The 14,611-nt window shown below is 64.5% G+C and carries 14 protein-coding genes and 1 pseudogene; 7 read left to right on the top strand and 8 right to left on the bottom strand.

What is annotated here, in order from left to right:
- The first annotated feature begins 56 nt into the window (after positions 1–56).
- Together AB0Y14_RS05720 and AB0Y14_RS05715 are read left to right on the top strand one after the other, a co-directional pair.
- On the top strand, positions 57–2,342 hold the full coding sequence (locus AB0Y14_RS05720; RefSeq protein WP_436588233.1) for a carbon starvation CstA family protein: 2,286 nt from the start codon (positions 57–59) through the stop codon (positions 2,340–2,342).
- 22 nt (positions 2,343–2,364) lie between these two features.
- Positions 2,365–2,571 carry a YbdD/YjiX family protein gene (locus tag AB0Y14_RS05715; protein ID WP_436588232.1) on the top strand — a complete coding sequence of 69 codons (207 nt, stop codon included), beginning with the start codon at positions 2,365–2,367 and terminating at the stop codon, positions 2,569–2,571.
- Positions 2,572–2,636: 65 nt separating this feature from the next.
- On the opposite strand, the gene AB0Y14_RS05710 is transcribed toward AB0Y14_RS05715, so the two are convergent.
- From AB0Y14_RS05710 to AB0Y14_RS05695, 4 genes are read right to left on the bottom strand one after another with little or no spacing between them, the layout of a single operon-like run.
- Positions 2,637–3,374, bottom strand: coding sequence for an amino acid ABC transporter ATP-binding protein (locus tag AB0Y14_RS05710; protein WP_436588231.1), 738 nt, complete (start codon positions 3,372–3,374; stop codon positions 2,637–2,639).
- Complete coding sequence (locus AB0Y14_RS05705; protein ID WP_436588230.1) at positions 3,367–4,041, bottom strand: amino acid ABC transporter permease; 675 nt, start codon at positions 4,039–4,041, stop codon at positions 3,367–3,369. Before AB0Y14_RS05705 ends, AB0Y14_RS05710 begins: the two co-directional genes overlap by 8 nt.
- A 13-nt stretch (positions 4,042–4,054) precedes the next feature.
- A complete protein-coding gene (locus AB0Y14_RS05700) occupies positions 4,055–4,885 on the bottom strand; it encodes a transporter substrate-binding domain-containing protein (RefSeq protein WP_436588229.1) in 831 nt (276 codons plus the stop codon).
- Positions 4,886–4,901: 16 nt separating this feature from the next.
- Positions 4,902–6,035 (bottom strand): trans-sulfuration enzyme family protein, encoded by a 1,134-nt coding sequence (locus AB0Y14_RS05695; protein ID WP_436588228.1) that lies wholly within the window; start codon positions 6,033–6,035, stop codon positions 4,902–4,904.
- A gap of 320 nt (positions 6,036–6,355) precedes the next feature.
- Between AB0Y14_RS05695 and AB0Y14_RS05690 the strand changes: the two genes are divergently transcribed.
- Complete coding sequence (locus AB0Y14_RS05690) at positions 6,356–6,871, top strand: dehydrogenase (RefSeq protein WP_436588227.1); 516 nt, start codon at positions 6,356–6,358, stop codon at positions 6,869–6,871.
- 96 nt (positions 6,872–6,967) lie between these two features.
- Positions 6,968–7,957 carry a TPM domain-containing protein gene (locus AB0Y14_RS05685; RefSeq protein WP_436588226.1) on the top strand — a complete coding sequence of 330 codons (990 nt, stop codon included), beginning with the start codon at positions 6,968–6,970 and terminating at the stop codon, positions 7,955–7,957.
- 117 nt (positions 7,958–8,074) lie between these two features.
- Here AB0Y14_RS05685 and AB0Y14_RS05680 read toward each other — a convergent pair whose 3' ends face one another.
- Positions 8,075–8,533: a MarR family winged helix-turn-helix transcriptional regulator gene (locus AB0Y14_RS05680; RefSeq protein ID WP_436588225.1), complete on the bottom strand. Its 459-nt coding sequence runs from the start codon at positions 8,531–8,533 to the stop codon at positions 8,075–8,077.
- A 124-nt stretch (positions 8,534–8,657) separates the two neighbouring features.
- Here AB0Y14_RS05680 and AB0Y14_RS05675 point away from each other — a divergent pair, with 124 nt between their 5' ends.
- Positions 8,658–8,894, top strand: coding sequence for a hypothetical protein (locus AB0Y14_RS05675; RefSeq protein ID WP_436588224.1), 237 nt, complete (start codon positions 8,658–8,660; stop codon positions 8,892–8,894).
- 97 nt (positions 8,895–8,991) lie between these two features.
- Here AB0Y14_RS05675 and AB0Y14_RS05670 read toward each other — a convergent pair whose 3' ends face one another.
- Both AB0Y14_RS05670 and AB0Y14_RS05665 read right to left on the bottom strand, forming a co-directional pair.
- Entirely contained in the window at positions 8,992–9,627 is a 636-nt protein-coding gene (locus AB0Y14_RS05670) for a response regulator (RefSeq protein WP_436588223.1), read from the bottom strand.
- Positions 9,624–11,021 carry a sensor histidine kinase gene (locus AB0Y14_RS05665; RefSeq protein ID WP_436588222.1) on the bottom strand — a complete coding sequence of 466 codons (1,398 nt, stop codon included), beginning with the start codon at positions 11,019–11,021 and terminating at the stop codon, positions 9,624–9,626. Before AB0Y14_RS05665 ends, AB0Y14_RS05670 begins: the two co-directional genes overlap by 4 nt.
- A gap of 137 nt (positions 11,022–11,158) precedes the next feature.
- Here AB0Y14_RS05665 and AB0Y14_RS05660 point away from each other — a divergent pair, with 137 nt between their 5' ends.
- Positions 11,159–12,301 (top strand): ABC transporter permease, encoded by a 1,143-nt coding sequence (locus AB0Y14_RS05660; RefSeq protein ID WP_436588221.1) that lies wholly within the window; start codon positions 11,159–11,161, stop codon positions 12,299–12,301.
- A gap of 164 nt (positions 12,302–12,465) precedes the next feature.
- Positions 12,466–13,056, top strand: a pseudogene (locus AB0Y14_RS05655) (ABC transporter ATP-binding protein); the annotation flags it as partial.
- A gap of 551 nt (positions 13,057–13,607) precedes the next feature.
- On the opposite strand, the gene AB0Y14_RS05650 reads toward AB0Y14_RS05655, so the two are convergent.
- Positions 13,608–14,459, bottom strand: a complete 852-nt coding sequence (locus AB0Y14_RS05650; RefSeq protein WP_436588220.1) for an HpcH/HpaI aldolase/citrate lyase family protein — start codon at positions 14,457–14,459, stop codon at positions 13,608–13,610.
- Positions 14,460–14,611 lie beyond the last annotated feature (152 nt).

The following is a 14,611-nucleotide window of genomic DNA, read 5'->3' as shown; positions in this document are numbered from 1 at the left end:
CCATGATGATCTGAGTCGCATACATCACTCAGACATCGAGGCAATGGAGGCTCACGATGGGTAGCAGCGCATCTGCTCAGTCGGTCGAAAGACCCCCGGAACCCGCCGACGAACACCCGGCCAACCACGTGGACCCGGACGTCCTGGAGAAGGAACATTCGACCTGGACGTGGAAGAAGATCGTGGTGTGGGTGCTGATCGCCCTCGTCGGCGGGTTCAGCTGGGTCATGGTCGCTCTGGTCAGGGGCGAGACGGTCAACGGAATCTGGTTCGTCTTCGCGGCGGTGTGCAGCTACTTCATCGGCTACCGCTTCTACTCGAAATACATCGAGAACAAGCTCCTCAAACCCAATGACAGGCGCGCGACCCCAGCGGAGTACAACGAGGACGGCAAGGACTACATGCCGACCGACCGCCGGGTCCTCTACGGACACCACTTCGCGGCCATCGCGGGTGCCGGCCCCCTGGTCGGTCCGGTTCTTGCCGCGCAGATGGGGTACCTGCCGGGAACCATTTGGATCATTGCCGGCGTGATTCTCGCCGGTGCCGTCCAGGACTACCTGGTGCTGTTCTTCTCGATGCGTCGTGGCGGCCGGTCCCTGGGCCAAATGGCTCGGGAGGAACTCGGCGTCGTCGGCGGCTATGCGGCGATCGTGGCCACGTTGGCCATCATGATCATCATTACCGCGATCCTGGCGCTCGTGGTGGTGAACGCTCTGGGCGAGTCTCCCTGGGGCGTGTTCTCGGTCGGAATGACCATCCCGATTGCTCTCTTCATGGGCGTCTACCTGCGCTACATCAGGCCGGGGAAGGTCATGGAGGTCTCCGTGATCGGGTTCGTGCTGCTGCTCGCCTCGATCATCGTCGGTGGCTGGGTCGGGCACACCGAGCTCGGAATTCAGCTCTTCACCCTCGACCGCGTGAGCCTGGCATGGTTCGTCATCGTCTACGGTTTCATCGCGGCGATCCTGCCGGTCTGGTTGTTGCTCGCGCCGCGTGACTACCTCTCGACTTTCATGAAGGTAGGGACGATCATTCTGCTCGCTGTCGGAATCATCGTGGTTCGCCCGGAGATCTCCGTGCCGGCCTTCAGCGAGTTCGCCTCCCGGTCTGACGGTCCGGTGTTTTCAGGCTCGCTGTTCCCGTTCCTGTTTGTGACGATCGCCTGTGGTGCCCTCTCCGGGTTCCACGCCCTGATCGCATCCGGCACGACGCCGAAGATGGTCGAGAAAGAACGCCAGACCCGATTCATCGGCTACGGCGGCATGTGCATGGAGTCCTTCGTGGCGATCATGGCCCTCGTGGCAGCCATCACCGTGGACCGGGGGATCTACTTCGCGATGAACGCGGGCCCCGGATCGACCGGCGGAACCGTGGAAGGCGCGGCGGCCTTCGTGAATTCGTTGGGTCTCACCGGTGTGGATGTTTCCCCGGATCAGCTTTCGGCGACCGCCCAAGGGGTGGGAGAGCACACGATCGTTTCTCGGACCGGCGGTGCCCCCACGCTTGCTGTCGGCATGGCCGGCATCATGCACTCGATGATCCCATCGCTCAACCTCATGAGCTTCTGGTACCACTTCGCGATCATGTTCGAGGCCCTGTTCATTCTGACCGCGGTCGACGCCGGCACCCGAGTCTCGCGTTTCATGCTCTCGGACACCCTGGGCAACTTCATTCCGAAGTTTCGTGACCCCCATTGGAGGGTCGGCGCGTGGTTGACGACGGCGATCATGGTCGCGGGTTGGGGATCGATCCTGATTCTCGGTGTCACGGACCCGCTGGGCGGCATCAACACCTTCTACCCGTTGTTCGGCATCGCGAACCAGTTGCTGGCCGCGGTCGGTCTCGCCGTCTGCCTGGCCATCGCCGCGCAGAAGGGTCGATTCAAATACCTGTGGATCATCGCCCTGCCGTTGGCCTTCGACGTCGTCGTGACTGTGACCGGTTCCTGGATGAAGATCTTCTCGAGCGACCCGAAGGTCGGCTACTGGGCCAACTACTCCGCGGCGAAGAACGCCTTGGACTCGGGGGCCGAGAAGTTCGGCACCGCCAAGTCTCCCGCCGAGATCGAGGCGGTCGTCCGCAATACGTTCGTTCAGGGGACCTTGTCCGTGTTGTTCGTGGTGCTGACGCTGATCGTCGTCGTGACCGCCCTGATCGTCACGATCCGGGCCATCAACGGCACACGAGGCCGGGACCACGAAGACCCCTTCGTCGAGTCGGCGTTCTACGCCCCTGCAGGGCTCGTGGCGACACCGGCGGAACGGGCGCTCGAGAAGGAATGGTCGGATTACCGGTCCCGGTCCAAGGAGCCAGCATCGGCCGGGGCGTCCGAGCGATAGCCCGCGGAAAGGAGCGAACACCATGTCCGCAGCACATCACCTGGTCACGAGGATTCGTCGGTCCGGGTTCGTACGGTTTGCATCCGGCGTCCTGGGGGCGGACAAGTACGAGCGCTATCTCGACTACCAGCGCCGGCACGGGTGCTCGGAACCGCCCATGTCGGAGAAGGAATATTGGCGTTCGTTGACGGATCACCAGGAGGCCAACCCCGGCGCCAGGTGTTGCTAGGCGCTCCTCGGATGGCGGCCTGAGCGGTCTCTCGAGGCGTCCGGCTGGCCGGACGCCTCGAGAGGCTAGCCGACCTCGAAGGTCGTGAGGTACCGCCGGATCCGCTCGTTGGAGGATCCGAAGAATTCGTCGGGGGAGCCGTCGAAACCGATGGAACCGTCGTCGAGGAACAGGACGCGATCCGCGACCTTCTTCGCGAACTGGATGTTGTGCGTGACCACCACGAGTGAGCGCTTTTCCTCCGCCAGATCAACCAGAACCCTGATGACCTCCGCCTCCAGCTCCGGGTCGAGAGCCGAGGTCGGTTCGTCGAACAGGAGGTAGTCGGGCGCGATGGCCAGGACCCGGGCGATCGCGACACGCTGTTGCTGGCCGCCCGAGAGGTTGTCCGGGTACTCGTTGAGCCGATCGCCCAACCCGACCTTCCCGAGCAATTCCTTGGCCCGGGACTCGGCCTCGGCGGCGGAGAGTTTCCCATTCAGAACCGGCGGCAGGGAGACATTCTTCAGCACCGACTGATTGGGGAACAGGTTGTAGCCCTGGAACACCATGGCCGAATGCTTGCGGATCGACCGGATCCGGGAATCAGGCAAGGTCGACCCGAATTCGGCCTCGTCCTCATTGATGCGCAGCGATCCCGATTCGGGCACCTCGAGCAGGTCCATCACGCGCAGAAGGGTCGATTTGCCCGACCCCGAGGGGCCGAGGATCACGGTCGTCTCTCCCTCGCGGACTTGCAGGTCCACGCCGTCCAGCACGGTGTTGTCCCCGAAGGACTTGGACACATTCTTCAACTCAAGCATTGGTGCTCCTGATGTAGCGCGACGAGGCCTTCTCGACCCTGCCCTGAATCAGGGACAGAACCGTGAAAATCACGAGGTAAATCACCGCAACCTCGATGTAGAGCGTCAGCGGCTGGAAATTCGTTGCCGCGATCTGGCGGCCGACCTGGAAAACATCGGACAGGGTGATGACCATGACCAGCGACGTGCCCTTGACCAGGTCGATCAGGTCATTGCCGAGGGGCGGGAGCGCGATCCTCATCGCCTGTGGGGCGACGACGTGGCGCAGGGTCTGCCAGCTGGTCAGGTTCAAGGTCTTGGCCGCCTCGAGCTGACCCCGTGGGATGGACTGGACCGAGGCACGGAGCGTCTCGGCCGCGTAGGCACCCGTATTGAAGGTGAAGGCGATGATCGCGGAGGTCCAGGCCGAGAGCGTGATTCCGATCGCGGGCAGGCCGTAGAAGATGATGAACAGTTGCACGAGGATCGGCGTCCCGCGGAACAGCCAGACGTAGAACCGAGAGATCCACTGCAGGACCCTTATCCGGCCCATGCGCATCGCGGTCGCGATGACAGCGACGACGAGGGCCAGGACGAAGGCGATGATGCTCAGCGGGATGGTGACCTTGATCGTCGCCATCAGCAACTGGGGCAGTGACTGTGCCCAGAGATTCAGAGTTTCGTTCATGATTTCGCTTCGCTCACGAGGTGGAGGGCTGGGGAGTCAGGTCGGTTCGGACGTACTTCTCGTAGATCTTCTTGAGGTCGCCGGCGTCGATGTGTTTCTTCAGAGAATCATCGATGGCCTGTTTGAGCTGCGTCTGGCCCTTGCCCATCAGGACGGCGGCCTGGGACGGTTCGCCCAGGTCGCCATCCAGAAGGCGAAGGTTGTGGTCCGGGCGCTGGTCGAAGAACGCCTGGAAGGTCACGAAATCGTTCCCGGTCATGTCCACGCGCCCGAAGGAGACCAACATGGCGGCTTCGTCGAAACTGGTCACGGGTACCAGGGTCGCGCCCTCACCGGCCATCTGCTGGCCGAAATTCGAGGTCTCTGTCTGCGCGGCGGAGTGTCCGCGGATCTCGTCGGTGGACGTGAGCTTCGAGTCCTTCGCGACGCCGACCTTGCCTCGACTCTCGGCATAGGGGACCGAGAAGTCGAATTTCTTCTTGCGCTCGCTCGTCGCCGAGATGTTGTTGATGATGATGTCGTAGCGACCGGCGTCCACGCCCGCGATGAGCGAGTCCCACTGCGTCTCGACGTACTGGGGCTCGACGCCGAGGTCGGCGGCGATCAGGTCCCCGATCTCCTTCTCGAAGCCGACGAGCTGTCCGCCGTCGTGGTAGCCGTACGGGCGGAAGGTCCCTTCCATGCCTATTCGAAGCTTGCCCTTGTCCTGGATGCTCTGGAGGCCGGTTCCTGACGTCGCGGCGTCATCGCTCGACTCATCCGAGGAGCACGCGGCCACGAGCGCTCCGAAAGCGCCCAGGCCGACGAGCCCCAGCGCGTGGCGACGAGTGGGTAGAGCAGTCATCGTCTTCCTTCCGGCCTCACGCGGCATCCAGGGCGCCGATGAGATCGGAGACCAGGTCCTCCGGGTCCTCGATGCCCACCGCAACGCGAACCAGATGATCCGGAATCTCCGCCGTCGCGAGGTCTTCCTCCGAGTATGCGCCCTGAGTCATGCTCGCGGGGAGGCACAGCAAGGATTCGATTCCACCAAGGCTCACGGCGAAGCCGAAAACTCGGAGCGCACCCAGGAACGCACGGATGTCCTTGCCTTCCGCGATTTCCATCGAGAAGACAGCGCCGGGGCCGTCCGCCTGCTTCTCCTGGATCTCGGATTCTTCGGTGCTGAACGAACCGGGTGTATGGATCCGGGACACCGCCGGGTGGTCGTGCAATGCATCAATGATGCGGCGGGCATTGTCCTGCTGCCGATCCATGCGCAGGGCCAAGGTCTTGACGTTCTGGATCAGGCGGTACGAGTCGATCGGGGAGAGGACCCCGCCCGAAATCAGCTGGGCTTTGAACAGCTCCTCGGCGAGGGCGTCGTCGTCGGTCGAGGCGACACCACCCAACAGGTCACCGTGTCCGGCCAGGTACTTGGTGGCCGACTGCACCGTGATGTCGGCACCGAGTTCGAGCGGACGCTGCAGGTAAGGGGTCAGGAACGTGTTGTCGACGACCAGCAGTGCCCCATGCCGGTGCGCCAGATCGGCCGCGCGACGGATATCGGCCACGCGCAGGGTCGGGTTCGCGGGCGTCTCGAGGAAGACCATGGCCACAGAGTCGTCGAAGTCCTCGTCGGTGAGCGCGTTGGGATCCGGGACGAAACGGTGTTCCACCCCGCGCTTCGGCAATTCGATGGTCGCGAAACGGTAGTTTCCGCCATAGACCGGCAGGGACATGAGCACGGTATCGCCCGCGTGGAGGGTTCCCAGGGCCGCGGCGGTCGCGGCCATACCGGTCGCAAACAAGTAGCTGTGTCCTGCGTTCTCGAGGGTCGCGAGCGTCCGCTGGGCATCGTCGCGCGTGGGGTTCCCGCCGCGTTGGTACTCGTATTCTCCCTCGCCGCCCTCGGTGGGCTGGAGGAACGTCGACGCCGCGTGGATCGGCGGCGTCACGGCACCCTGATGGATGCCTTCGAGCGCATGAATGGTGCGGGTCGTGAAACCAGCCATAGTCGTGCACACCTTTCGGGGTCTGGGGAGCCATTGGTCTGACAGCTCAACGACCGGGCAGTGCTGGAAAATTCCTTGAGGGATGAAGAAGGTTCGCTGTATGACGCCGCGTTGCGTTTCACTGGGAATCCCCCGCATCCGGCCTGCACGGATTGCGTGGCAGCGCGCGTTATAGCGAGGTGGTCTGTGAATGGTCTGGGCATGTGCGGCGAGGGATTGGATATCACTCCTTGAAGTGACAGGGTGTCAATAAGTCGCCGGTCCTGTATTCTGGTGAGGTACACCTAACCCGGTGACTGAGGCGCGCGAGAGGAGGGGCCGTGGGACTCAAGGACTTCGTCCAAGGAAGACGCGATTCTGCCGACATGGGGCAGGGCGTCTGGCGCCGTGCCCATGATCGTTTCCGCCGTGGCCTCGATCGCTTCCACCAGATTCTCGAGCGTGTGGACGACGAGACCTCGCTCGAATCCCTGATTCCTTCCGCCAACAGACTCGCCGATCTTCTTCCCGAGGTCCGCGCCGTCGCGGCCGGGGCGCACCGTCTTGCGCCGAGCGAGTCGACCGACGTGCCCGCCTCGCCGGACGGCCATTACGCGGATCTCCATCGCGCCTTGTCCAAGGCCGGAAACTCCCTCGCCCTCTGCGCGGAAGCCCTTGCCATGATGCGGTGCGACGGCGCTTGCGCGGGTGGTTGTTCCAAGACGGAGTCCGTGGAGCGGCGCGTCGTCACCGTTGAGGAACAGGTGGCCGAGGCTGCAAGGATTCTCCGCCTGGCCCAGGGTTCGGGCGCCCCACCGGAGAAATGGTCGAGCGACGGCGGCATCTCTGCCGCCTAGCCACCTCTCCGGGTTGCTGTGGATAACGCCTGGTTGAGGCGGGATATCGCCTAAAATTGGTGTCGCCCATTCCGCATCGACCTCGAGGGAACCACCATGACAAGGTCTCGTGCGCTCATCGGCGCCGTCTTTCTGTCTCTTGCCACCTTTTGTCTGTCCGCGTGCGGCGGGGACAGGACGGCAATACCGGATCCGCCCGCCCACGGCAATGTTCTCGACCAGGCGGACGTGCTCAACGACGATGATGAACGGGCTCTGAACCAACGGATCGACGAACGCAATGCGCACACTGACGGCGCCCGTGTGGCGATCCTGACGATCGACGGTGTCGACGGCGATTGGGAGGACTGGACGAGAGACGCCGCCGAACAATGGGGAATCGGGGACAAGGACAAGGACAACGGTATTCTCATTGCGGTCGATACCGATGACAGGGTCACACGCATCGAGGTTGCCGACGGCGCTCGCGAAACCTTCACGGACGACGACGCCTCGACCGTCACCGAAGACGTCCTGGAGCCTGCCCTCGAGGATGACCACTACGTTCAGGGCCTTTCGGATGCGACCCGGGCCATCTACGACGACGTCCAGGGGATCTCTTCCCCGGGCAAGGAGCAAGGGTTCTGGGAAAAGAATGCGATATACCTTGCTCTGGGAACGATCCTCTTCCTGCTCCTCATCGTCGCCCTGCTCTATCGGTACAGCAAACGCAGGATGTATCGGAAGGCTGACCGCGAAATCAGCGAATACTTGAGGGAGAATCCTGGCGCGGAGGTCGACCCGGAGACCCGCAAAGCGTTTCGGACGTACAGGTTCAACCATCCGCGGCGACCCGGGGACGAAGACGAACGGGAACGTCGCCGCGAAGAGGCGAGGAAGAACGGCGAAGAGCTCGACCCGAAGGACGACCCCCAGGTTTTCACCCAATACGCGTCCTCCTTTGGCGCGTGGTTGCCTCTCTATGCGGCGTCGCCGACACTCTATTCGGGATCAGGAACGCACCCCTCGAGTGGGAGTGTGTCGAGCGGGACATCCTTCGGTGGGGGCGCCGGATTCAGCGGTGGGGGAGCCACGGGAAGTTTCTGAGGACGCCGGTGATCGCTCGCGGTCTCTGTGGGGAGCGGCCCGGGAGATTGAGGCGTGCGGGAGTGCTGTCGTCCCGCGGCGGCCCAGCGTCGTCGTTCGGCGGGCCGAGCCGGTGGGTTACTGCTGATGGCGCACGTGGTCTACGACCTTCATCATCGACGCGTGCAGTGCCTGGAGCTCTTGCTTGTCCATCCCGAGTCTTTCCATCATGATGCCCGGTATCTTCTCCGCTTCGCGGCGTAGGCTCCGCCCACTCGGGGTCAGCGCGATATCCAGCGAACGGTTGTCCGACCCGTTGCGTTCGCGGGTGATGTACCCCTGGGCCTGCAAGCGTTTGAGCAGAGGCGACAGGGTCCCCGAGTCGATGCTCAGCCGCTCGCCCAGATCCTTGACCGACGCCGGGGAGCGCTGCCAGAGGGCGAGCATGACCAGGTACTGCGGGTGAGTCAGATTCAACGGTTCGAGCACGGGTCGGTATGCCGCGATCACGCTCCGTGACGCCAAGGAAATGGCGAAGCAGACCTGGCTTTCGAGGGCTAGCGGGTCCTCCTCGGCCGGAAATTCTTCTTGATCCATTCCTCGCGCTCCCTGTTCTGATGACGACCGGTTCCATGTCGGCCGAAATAAATTCTAAGCGGTTCCGACCCAGCATATAGTTTGCGTACAATGAATTTGTGTACAAACTAATGGAGGGGTTCCGATGACCGATTCTTCGCGCGATGACGAGTTCACGTTCATGTTCCGTCTCAAGAACCGGGCTGTCAGGACTCTCCTGATCTTCGTCGGTCCGGCCCAGGGCAGCTCGCAGAGCGATCCGCGTCAGCGTCTCAAGAGGGAATACGAACGAAGGAAGGCCCTCCATGAGCAGCGACAGAACGACGGGCAGGATGGTGCGCCGAGTAACGAGGCGCACGGCGGCGACCACGACGGGGAGTAGCCCCACGGGGAGTCGCCCTGCGGGAGCCCCGAGGAATCCGGCCTGAAGCCGCGGCGGCGACGGCCCGCCATCTTCCGCAACGCGCATCCGCGAGGGTCTAGATCAGTTTGTTCTGGCGCGCCTTCGAAATTGCGGCGGTGCGGTTTTCGACCTCGAGCTTGTCGTAGATGTGCACCAAGTGGGTCTTGACCGTCGCCTCCGAGATGAACAGCTTCTTGGAGAGTTCTCGGTTGCTCAGCCCCGTGGCCAACAGGCGCAGAATCTCGGTCTCTCGGTCGGAGAGCCTCTGCTCGGGCTTCTGCATGCTGGCCAGGAGGGCCGCGCTGACCTCCGGGGCCAGAGTGCTCTTGCCGGCCGCAGTATCGACGACGGCGCGTCGCAGGGTTTCCGGGGGCGCATCCTTGAGGAGATACCCCAGTGCTCCGGCGCGGACGGCCGCGACGATATCGGCCTGAGTGTCGTACGTGGTCAGAATCAGTACGGGAGGCCCCTGCTTCTCCTTGAATTTTGCCGTGGCGGTGATGCCGTCCATGTCCGGCATCTGAATGTCCATCACCACCAGGTCGATCGAGCTCTCGGTCCCGGCGTGGGATTCGGCGATCCGCAGCGCGGACCCGCCGTCGCCGGCCTCGGCCACGACCACGACCTCCTCGAATCCGTCCAGAAGAGCACGCAATCCGGCCCGGACCACCGGGTGGTCGTCCACCAAAAGAACCTTGATCTGGGATGTCATTGCTCTCCTCCCTCATCCGAGGTGGTTGGGGCCGAGGCCGTTGGGGTCGAGGTGGTTGGGGCCGAGGTCAGCGGGATGCGGACACCCACCACGGTTCCTTCGCCCGGCGCCGAATCGACGGAGAGGCTCCCGCCCAGCGTTTCGAGGCGACGGCGCAGACCCAGGAGACCGTAACCGCCGCCGACGCCGCCCTCGGTTTTTGCGTTGTCCGCCCCGGAGGCGGAGGACGCGGAAGATGCGGAGGAGGCGGTGTCGAAACCGCGGCCGTCGTCGTAGACGTCCAGAGCGACTTCGGCGTCCCATACCGCCAGGGTGACCACGGCAATGTCCGCCCGGGAGTGCTTGACCACGTTGGCCAGGGCCTCCTGGGCCGCGCGCAACAGGGCCGAGGCCACCGTCTCGGGAAGTCCGGAAGGGTCGGCGCCCTCCGTGCGCAGGGTGCAACGCAACTCTCCGCCTTCGGCAGCCGCCCGTCCCTGCGTCCGTTCGCACGCGGATCCGAGCGCAGAGACCAAGGACCGTCCCAACGCGGGAGAGGACAAGTCCCTCACAAAGCGCCTTGCCTCCTCGAGATTGTCCGAGGCGGTTTCCTGAATCGTGCTGATCCGGGAGCCGACCTCGTCGAGTCGTCCACCGGTGAGACTCGCGGAGGCTGCTCGTGACATGAGGACGATCGAGGACAGACCTTGTGCGACCGTGTCGTGGATTTCGCGGGCAAGCCTGTCCCGCTCCTCCATGCGTCCGGCCTGGTGTTCCTTCTCGGCGAGTTCGGCCTGGGCCATGCGCAGTGCCTCCGCGACACGCTGGTGGTGGAGCGCCTCGTGGTGCAGTGCGCGGTACGCCGTCGAAATCACGATCGCGAGGCCAGCACCCAGGAGGGGGCCGAGGAAGGACCCCGGGGAAAAGCGGTCCAGCTGATCCGCGCTCGCGAGCTGCCACAGGGGTACGAACGAGGAGAGGACCCACAGGATCCCGACCGCAATCACCCCACGCCACAGCCGGAGCAAGTGGAGGTACAGGAACATCAGGGGAAAGACGACCCACACGAAGTTTGCCGAAATGAGGAGGAGCGCGATCCAGGCGAGCGTCACGCAGGTCAGCCACCAGCCCGCGAATCGTCGGGGGTTCGACGCCGTGGTAACTCGTCCCGAGCGCAGCGCCCGGGCGTATCGGTTCTCCCAGACGGTGCCGATGAGATACACCGCCCCCATCAGGAGCACGGTGGCCACCGCGCAGATCTTGGGGGCCGGGTTCGGGGTGTCGGAGCTGCCGACGAGATAGCGAATCAGGCCGAAGCCCAGAAGGAACGCGAACATCACGTGCAAGGCGATGCGCAGAGTCTGCAGAACGCGGCTCGGGGCGTCTCGAGGCTCGAGGGTTTGGGCTGAACTCACAGGAATCAGCCTAGCGGCGAGTCGGTCGAGGGGCATCAACCGAATGGTTGATCGAAGGTTCATCCATCCTTGCGATGTGCGCGCGAGGCAGGCCCGGAAGAGTTGGTACCAACGAAATTCACAGGAAAGGAACCGCGATGTTCGTCGGTATCAGAGACGTTTTCTACGCCAAGGGGAGGTTCGCCCTGATCGGGTCCGTGGTCGGTCTGATCACGCTCCTCCTGGTCATGCTCACGGGTCTCACAGGTGGTCTGGCATCCCAGAACACCTCGGCCCTCACCTCGATCAATCCCGACCGGTTCGCCTTCGGCGCCCCCGCCTCCGGAGACTCCGAGAGCTCCGGAGATGCCGGCAAGGACGCCAAAGTCGATTTCGCCGCTTCGCAGATCACCGAGTCCCAGGCCTCGAAGTGGAAGCAAACCGACGGTGTCGATTCCGCCGTCCCGGTCGGATTCACCCAGACCCAGCTCGCCGCGGACAGCTCCGCGGGCGTGGCCGTCGTCGGTGTCCCGGACGAGTCGGACGTCGTGGGACACGCAGCCGGCGAGGCCATCGAGGGCTCGGCCGATCCCGGGCAGGGCGACGTCGTCGTGTCCCAATCGATCGCTGACGACCAAGGTGCCGGTGTCGGCGATGAGGTGAGCATCTCGGGCCAGAAGTTCACGGTCAGCGGCGTGGTCCCCGACGAGTACTACAGCCACAGCCCGGTCGCTTGGGTCGACACCTCTGCCTGGCAGAGCATCGCGCACGTTCCCTCCACGGGCGACGACGCCGTCGTCGGCACCGCGATGGCCCTCAATGGAGACCTGGACAAGAATGCCTGGAACGACGCCGCCAAGACATCCGGGACCGTGGTCTCGAAGGTCAAGGACTCCTTCTCTGGTCTGCCTGCCTATTCGTCGGAGCACTCGTCGTTGCTGACCATGCAGGCCTTCCTCTACGGCATCTCCGCCCTGGTCACCGTCTCGTTCCTGACGGTGTGGACCATTCAGCGGACGCGTGACATCGCGATCCTTCGAGCCCTCGGCGCCGGCGGACGGTACCTGGTCAAGGACGCGGTCGGTCAGGCGGGCATCGTGCTTGCCGTCGGAGCGGTCCTCGGGCTCGGGCTCGGCGCCGGACTCGGCTGGTTGGCCCAGAATGGGGTCCCCTTCGAGCTCAGCGCGGGAACAACCCTCTTGCCCGCCGCCGGGATCTGGGTGCTCGGGATGCTCGGCTCCCTCGTCGCAGTACGCAAGGTCGCAAAAATCGATCCCCTCATTGCTCTAGGAGGCAACTGATCATGATGAGTCACGTCGCAGAACACGCAACCACATCAAGCCGCTCAGGCCGTGGCACGGGTCCGGCTCTCGAAATTCGGGAGGTCGTTCTCGAGTACCCGGATGGAACCACCGCCGACGGCAAGCCCCGGACGGTGACGGCACTGGATTCCGTGGACTTCCGTGCGGAGCGTGGAACCATGACCGCGCTCGTCGGAGAATCCGGATCCGGAAAGTCGTCGCTTCTGGCGGTCGCCGGCGCCCTCGTCGAGCCGACCAGCGGTTCGGTCCGGATCAACGGGATCGAGGCCGTGGGGCAGTCGGAGAAGACGCGGGCCGGGTTGCGGAGGGAACAGATCGGCGTCGTCTTCCAACAGCCGAATCTCATTCCCTCGCTCACGGCCCGGGAGCAGCTGCTGGTCGCGGAGCACATTCGCGGACTGCGCGGCGCGCGGCTCAAGGAGAAGGCCCGTGCCGCCGACGCGCTCCTGGAGCGAGTAGGCCTGGGGGGCGTGGGGGACCGGCGACCCCACCAGCTCTCGGGCGGTCAGCGCCAGCGGGTCAACATCGCACGGGCGCTCATGGGCGATCCGGCCCTGCTCCTGGCCGACGAACCCACCTCCGCCCTGGACCACGAGCGCTCCCAAGAAATCGTCGACCTTCTGCGGGAGGTCACGCGGGAGTTCGACGTCGCGACCGTGATGGTTACGCACGAGACCGGCCTGCTGGACTCGGTCGACGCTACCGTCACGATGCGGGACGGCCGGCTCTCCTGAACGGTTCGGCCGAGGGGGCGCGGGATCGAGGTGGCGGTTTCGTGCTGATCCGGAGGGGATTGTCGACGACGCCGCCGGTATCGAGCTGCTGTTGGGTGGCGGTTGCCTGATTGAGAGGCATCTGCCCCCAATACGTGGTTCTCTAACCCCCACCTGAGGCCGGCCAATGACTCCCAATCGGGTAACCGCCACCTCACGTGGGCGAAATCAGGGGTGCCAACGGCGCGCACATGCGGGAATCCGGCACCCCATCGGGCAACCACCTCGCAACGCGGGATCTGAGGCGGGTCTGAAGCGGGATCTGGGGGCAGCGCAGGTGGCTCGCAGAGCGATCGTCGCGAACCCCACCCGAATTTGCCGGCGCGCTCGGAACCACCACCTCATCCGGAACCACCGCCTCGCCCGGACGCCCAACGCCCCACCCGGCGCGGCACTCACCCAACTCCCGGCGCGGCGTACGTCAGGGAAAACGCAATGCCCCGGCTCCGAAGTTCGGAGCCGGGGCATTGGTGTGGCGTCGTCCGGAGCGGGCCGGGCGGCTCGTCGTTCGATCAGCGACCCCACATACCGTAGGTCTGGGCGAGCTCGGACACCTTGCGGGCGCGCGCCAGACGGGGGAGATAGGAGCCGTCCTTGGGCACGGCACCGCCCTCTTCCCTCTCGAGCATTTCGCGGGCCCACGAGATTTCTTCCTCGGAGGGCGCCAGGCCGTGGTTGATCGTGTCGGTCTGGGCAGGGTTGAGGGTGAGCTTGCCCGTCATGCCCATTGAGGCGCTCTGGCGGCTCGCGTCGAGGAGCTCCTGGCCGTCGAGACCGTTGGCTGGTCCGTCGATCGGGCCGGGCAGTTCTCCCACGCGGGATGCAACCACGAGCGTGGAGCGCGGGTACGCGAGGGCCATCGGGTCATTGCTGATGCCGGTGTCCTTGCGGTAGTCGCCCATGCCGAAGGCCAGACGGAACGTACCCGGTGCCTTGGCGATGTCGACCGCGTTGACGATGCCGATCGCCGATTCGATCAGGGCGATGACCGGCGTACCGGCGCGCGACATCATGGCCGTGCGGGTCACGTGGTGCGGGTGCTCGGTCTTGGCGAGCACGATGCCGCGGAGGCCCTCGGCCTTGGAGAGGGCGGCGAGGTCGTCCTCCCAGAACTCGGTGTTGATGTCGTTGATGCGGACCCAGGCCCGCATTCCGTTGTCCAACGCCTCGACGACGTTCTTGCGTGCCTGTTCCTTCTGGTCGGCCGGGACGGCGTCCTCCATGTCGAGGATGACGGAATCGGCTTCGGACTCGTAGTTCGTCTTGTAGGACTCCAACGAGATGGCGGATGTCAGCAACCACGAACGGGAAAGTCGCGCAGGGAGATTGGCGGCACGTTCATTGCGGTGGAAGTCTGTGGACACTGATTACCTCGCTCTGTCTCGACAACATTGTTCTCTCATCTCCCCAACGCCTTGGTGCGGCCTGTTGTTCCGCTGATGACGCCGACGCGGCCCATCCCACAGCGCCGCGCGAGCTGCGCCACCGGTGCAGGGCCGGAACGCATGAAGGCCCC

Origin of the sequence: Rothia sp. HC945 (assembly GCF_051370785.1) — a bacterium.
Lineage (GTDB): Bacteria > Actinomycetota > Actinomycetes > Actinomycetales > Micrococcaceae > Rothia.
The sequence above is the reverse complement of the archived record's forward strand: the minus strand, read 5'-3'. Positions and strand labels throughout refer to the sequence as shown.

What these genes read in the sequence shown, in the direction of transcription:
- AB0Y14_RS05720 (WP_436588233.1), top strand. Translation starts at nt 57, where the DNA reads ATGGGTAGCAGCGCATCTGCTCAGTCGGTCGAAAGACCCCCGGAACCC.
- AB0Y14_RS05715 (WP_436588232.1), top strand. Translation starts at nt 2,365, where the DNA reads ATGTCCGCAGCACATCACCTGGTCACGAGGATTCGTCGGTCCGGGTTC.
- AB0Y14_RS05710 (WP_436588231.1), bottom strand. Translation starts at nt 3,374, where the DNA reads ATGCTTGAGTTGAAGAATGTGTCCAAGTCCTTCGGGGACAACACCGTG.
- AB0Y14_RS05705 (WP_436588230.1), bottom strand. Translation starts at nt 4,041, where the DNA reads ATGAACGAAACTCTGAATCTCTGGGCACAGTCACTGCCCCAGTTGCTG.
- AB0Y14_RS05700 (WP_436588229.1), bottom strand. Translation starts at nt 4,885, where the DNA reads ATGACTGCTCTACCCACTCGTCGCCACGCGCTGGGGCTCGTCGGCCTG.
- AB0Y14_RS05695 (WP_436588228.1), bottom strand. Translation starts at nt 6,035, where the DNA reads ATGGCTGGTTTCACGACCCGCACCATTCATGCGCTCGAAGGCATCCAT.
- AB0Y14_RS05685 (WP_436588226.1), top strand. Translation starts at nt 6,968, where the DNA reads ATGACAAGGTCTCGTGCGCTCATCGGCGCCGTCTTTCTGTCTCTTGCC.
- AB0Y14_RS05680 (WP_436588225.1), bottom strand. Translation starts at nt 8,533, where the DNA reads ATGGATCAAGAAGAATTTCCGGCCGAGGAGGACCCGCTAGCCCTCGAA.
- AB0Y14_RS05675 (WP_436588224.1), top strand. Translation starts at nt 8,658, where the DNA reads ATGACCGATTCTTCGCGCGATGACGAGTTCACGTTCATGTTCCGTCTC.
- AB0Y14_RS05670 (WP_436588223.1), bottom strand. Translation starts at nt 9,627, where the DNA reads ATGACATCCCAGATCAAGGTTCTTTTGGTGGACGACCACCCGGTGGTC.
- AB0Y14_RS05660 (WP_436588221.1), top strand. Translation starts at nt 11,159, where the DNA reads ATGTTCGTCGGTATCAGAGACGTTTTCTACGCCAAGGGGAGGTTCGCC.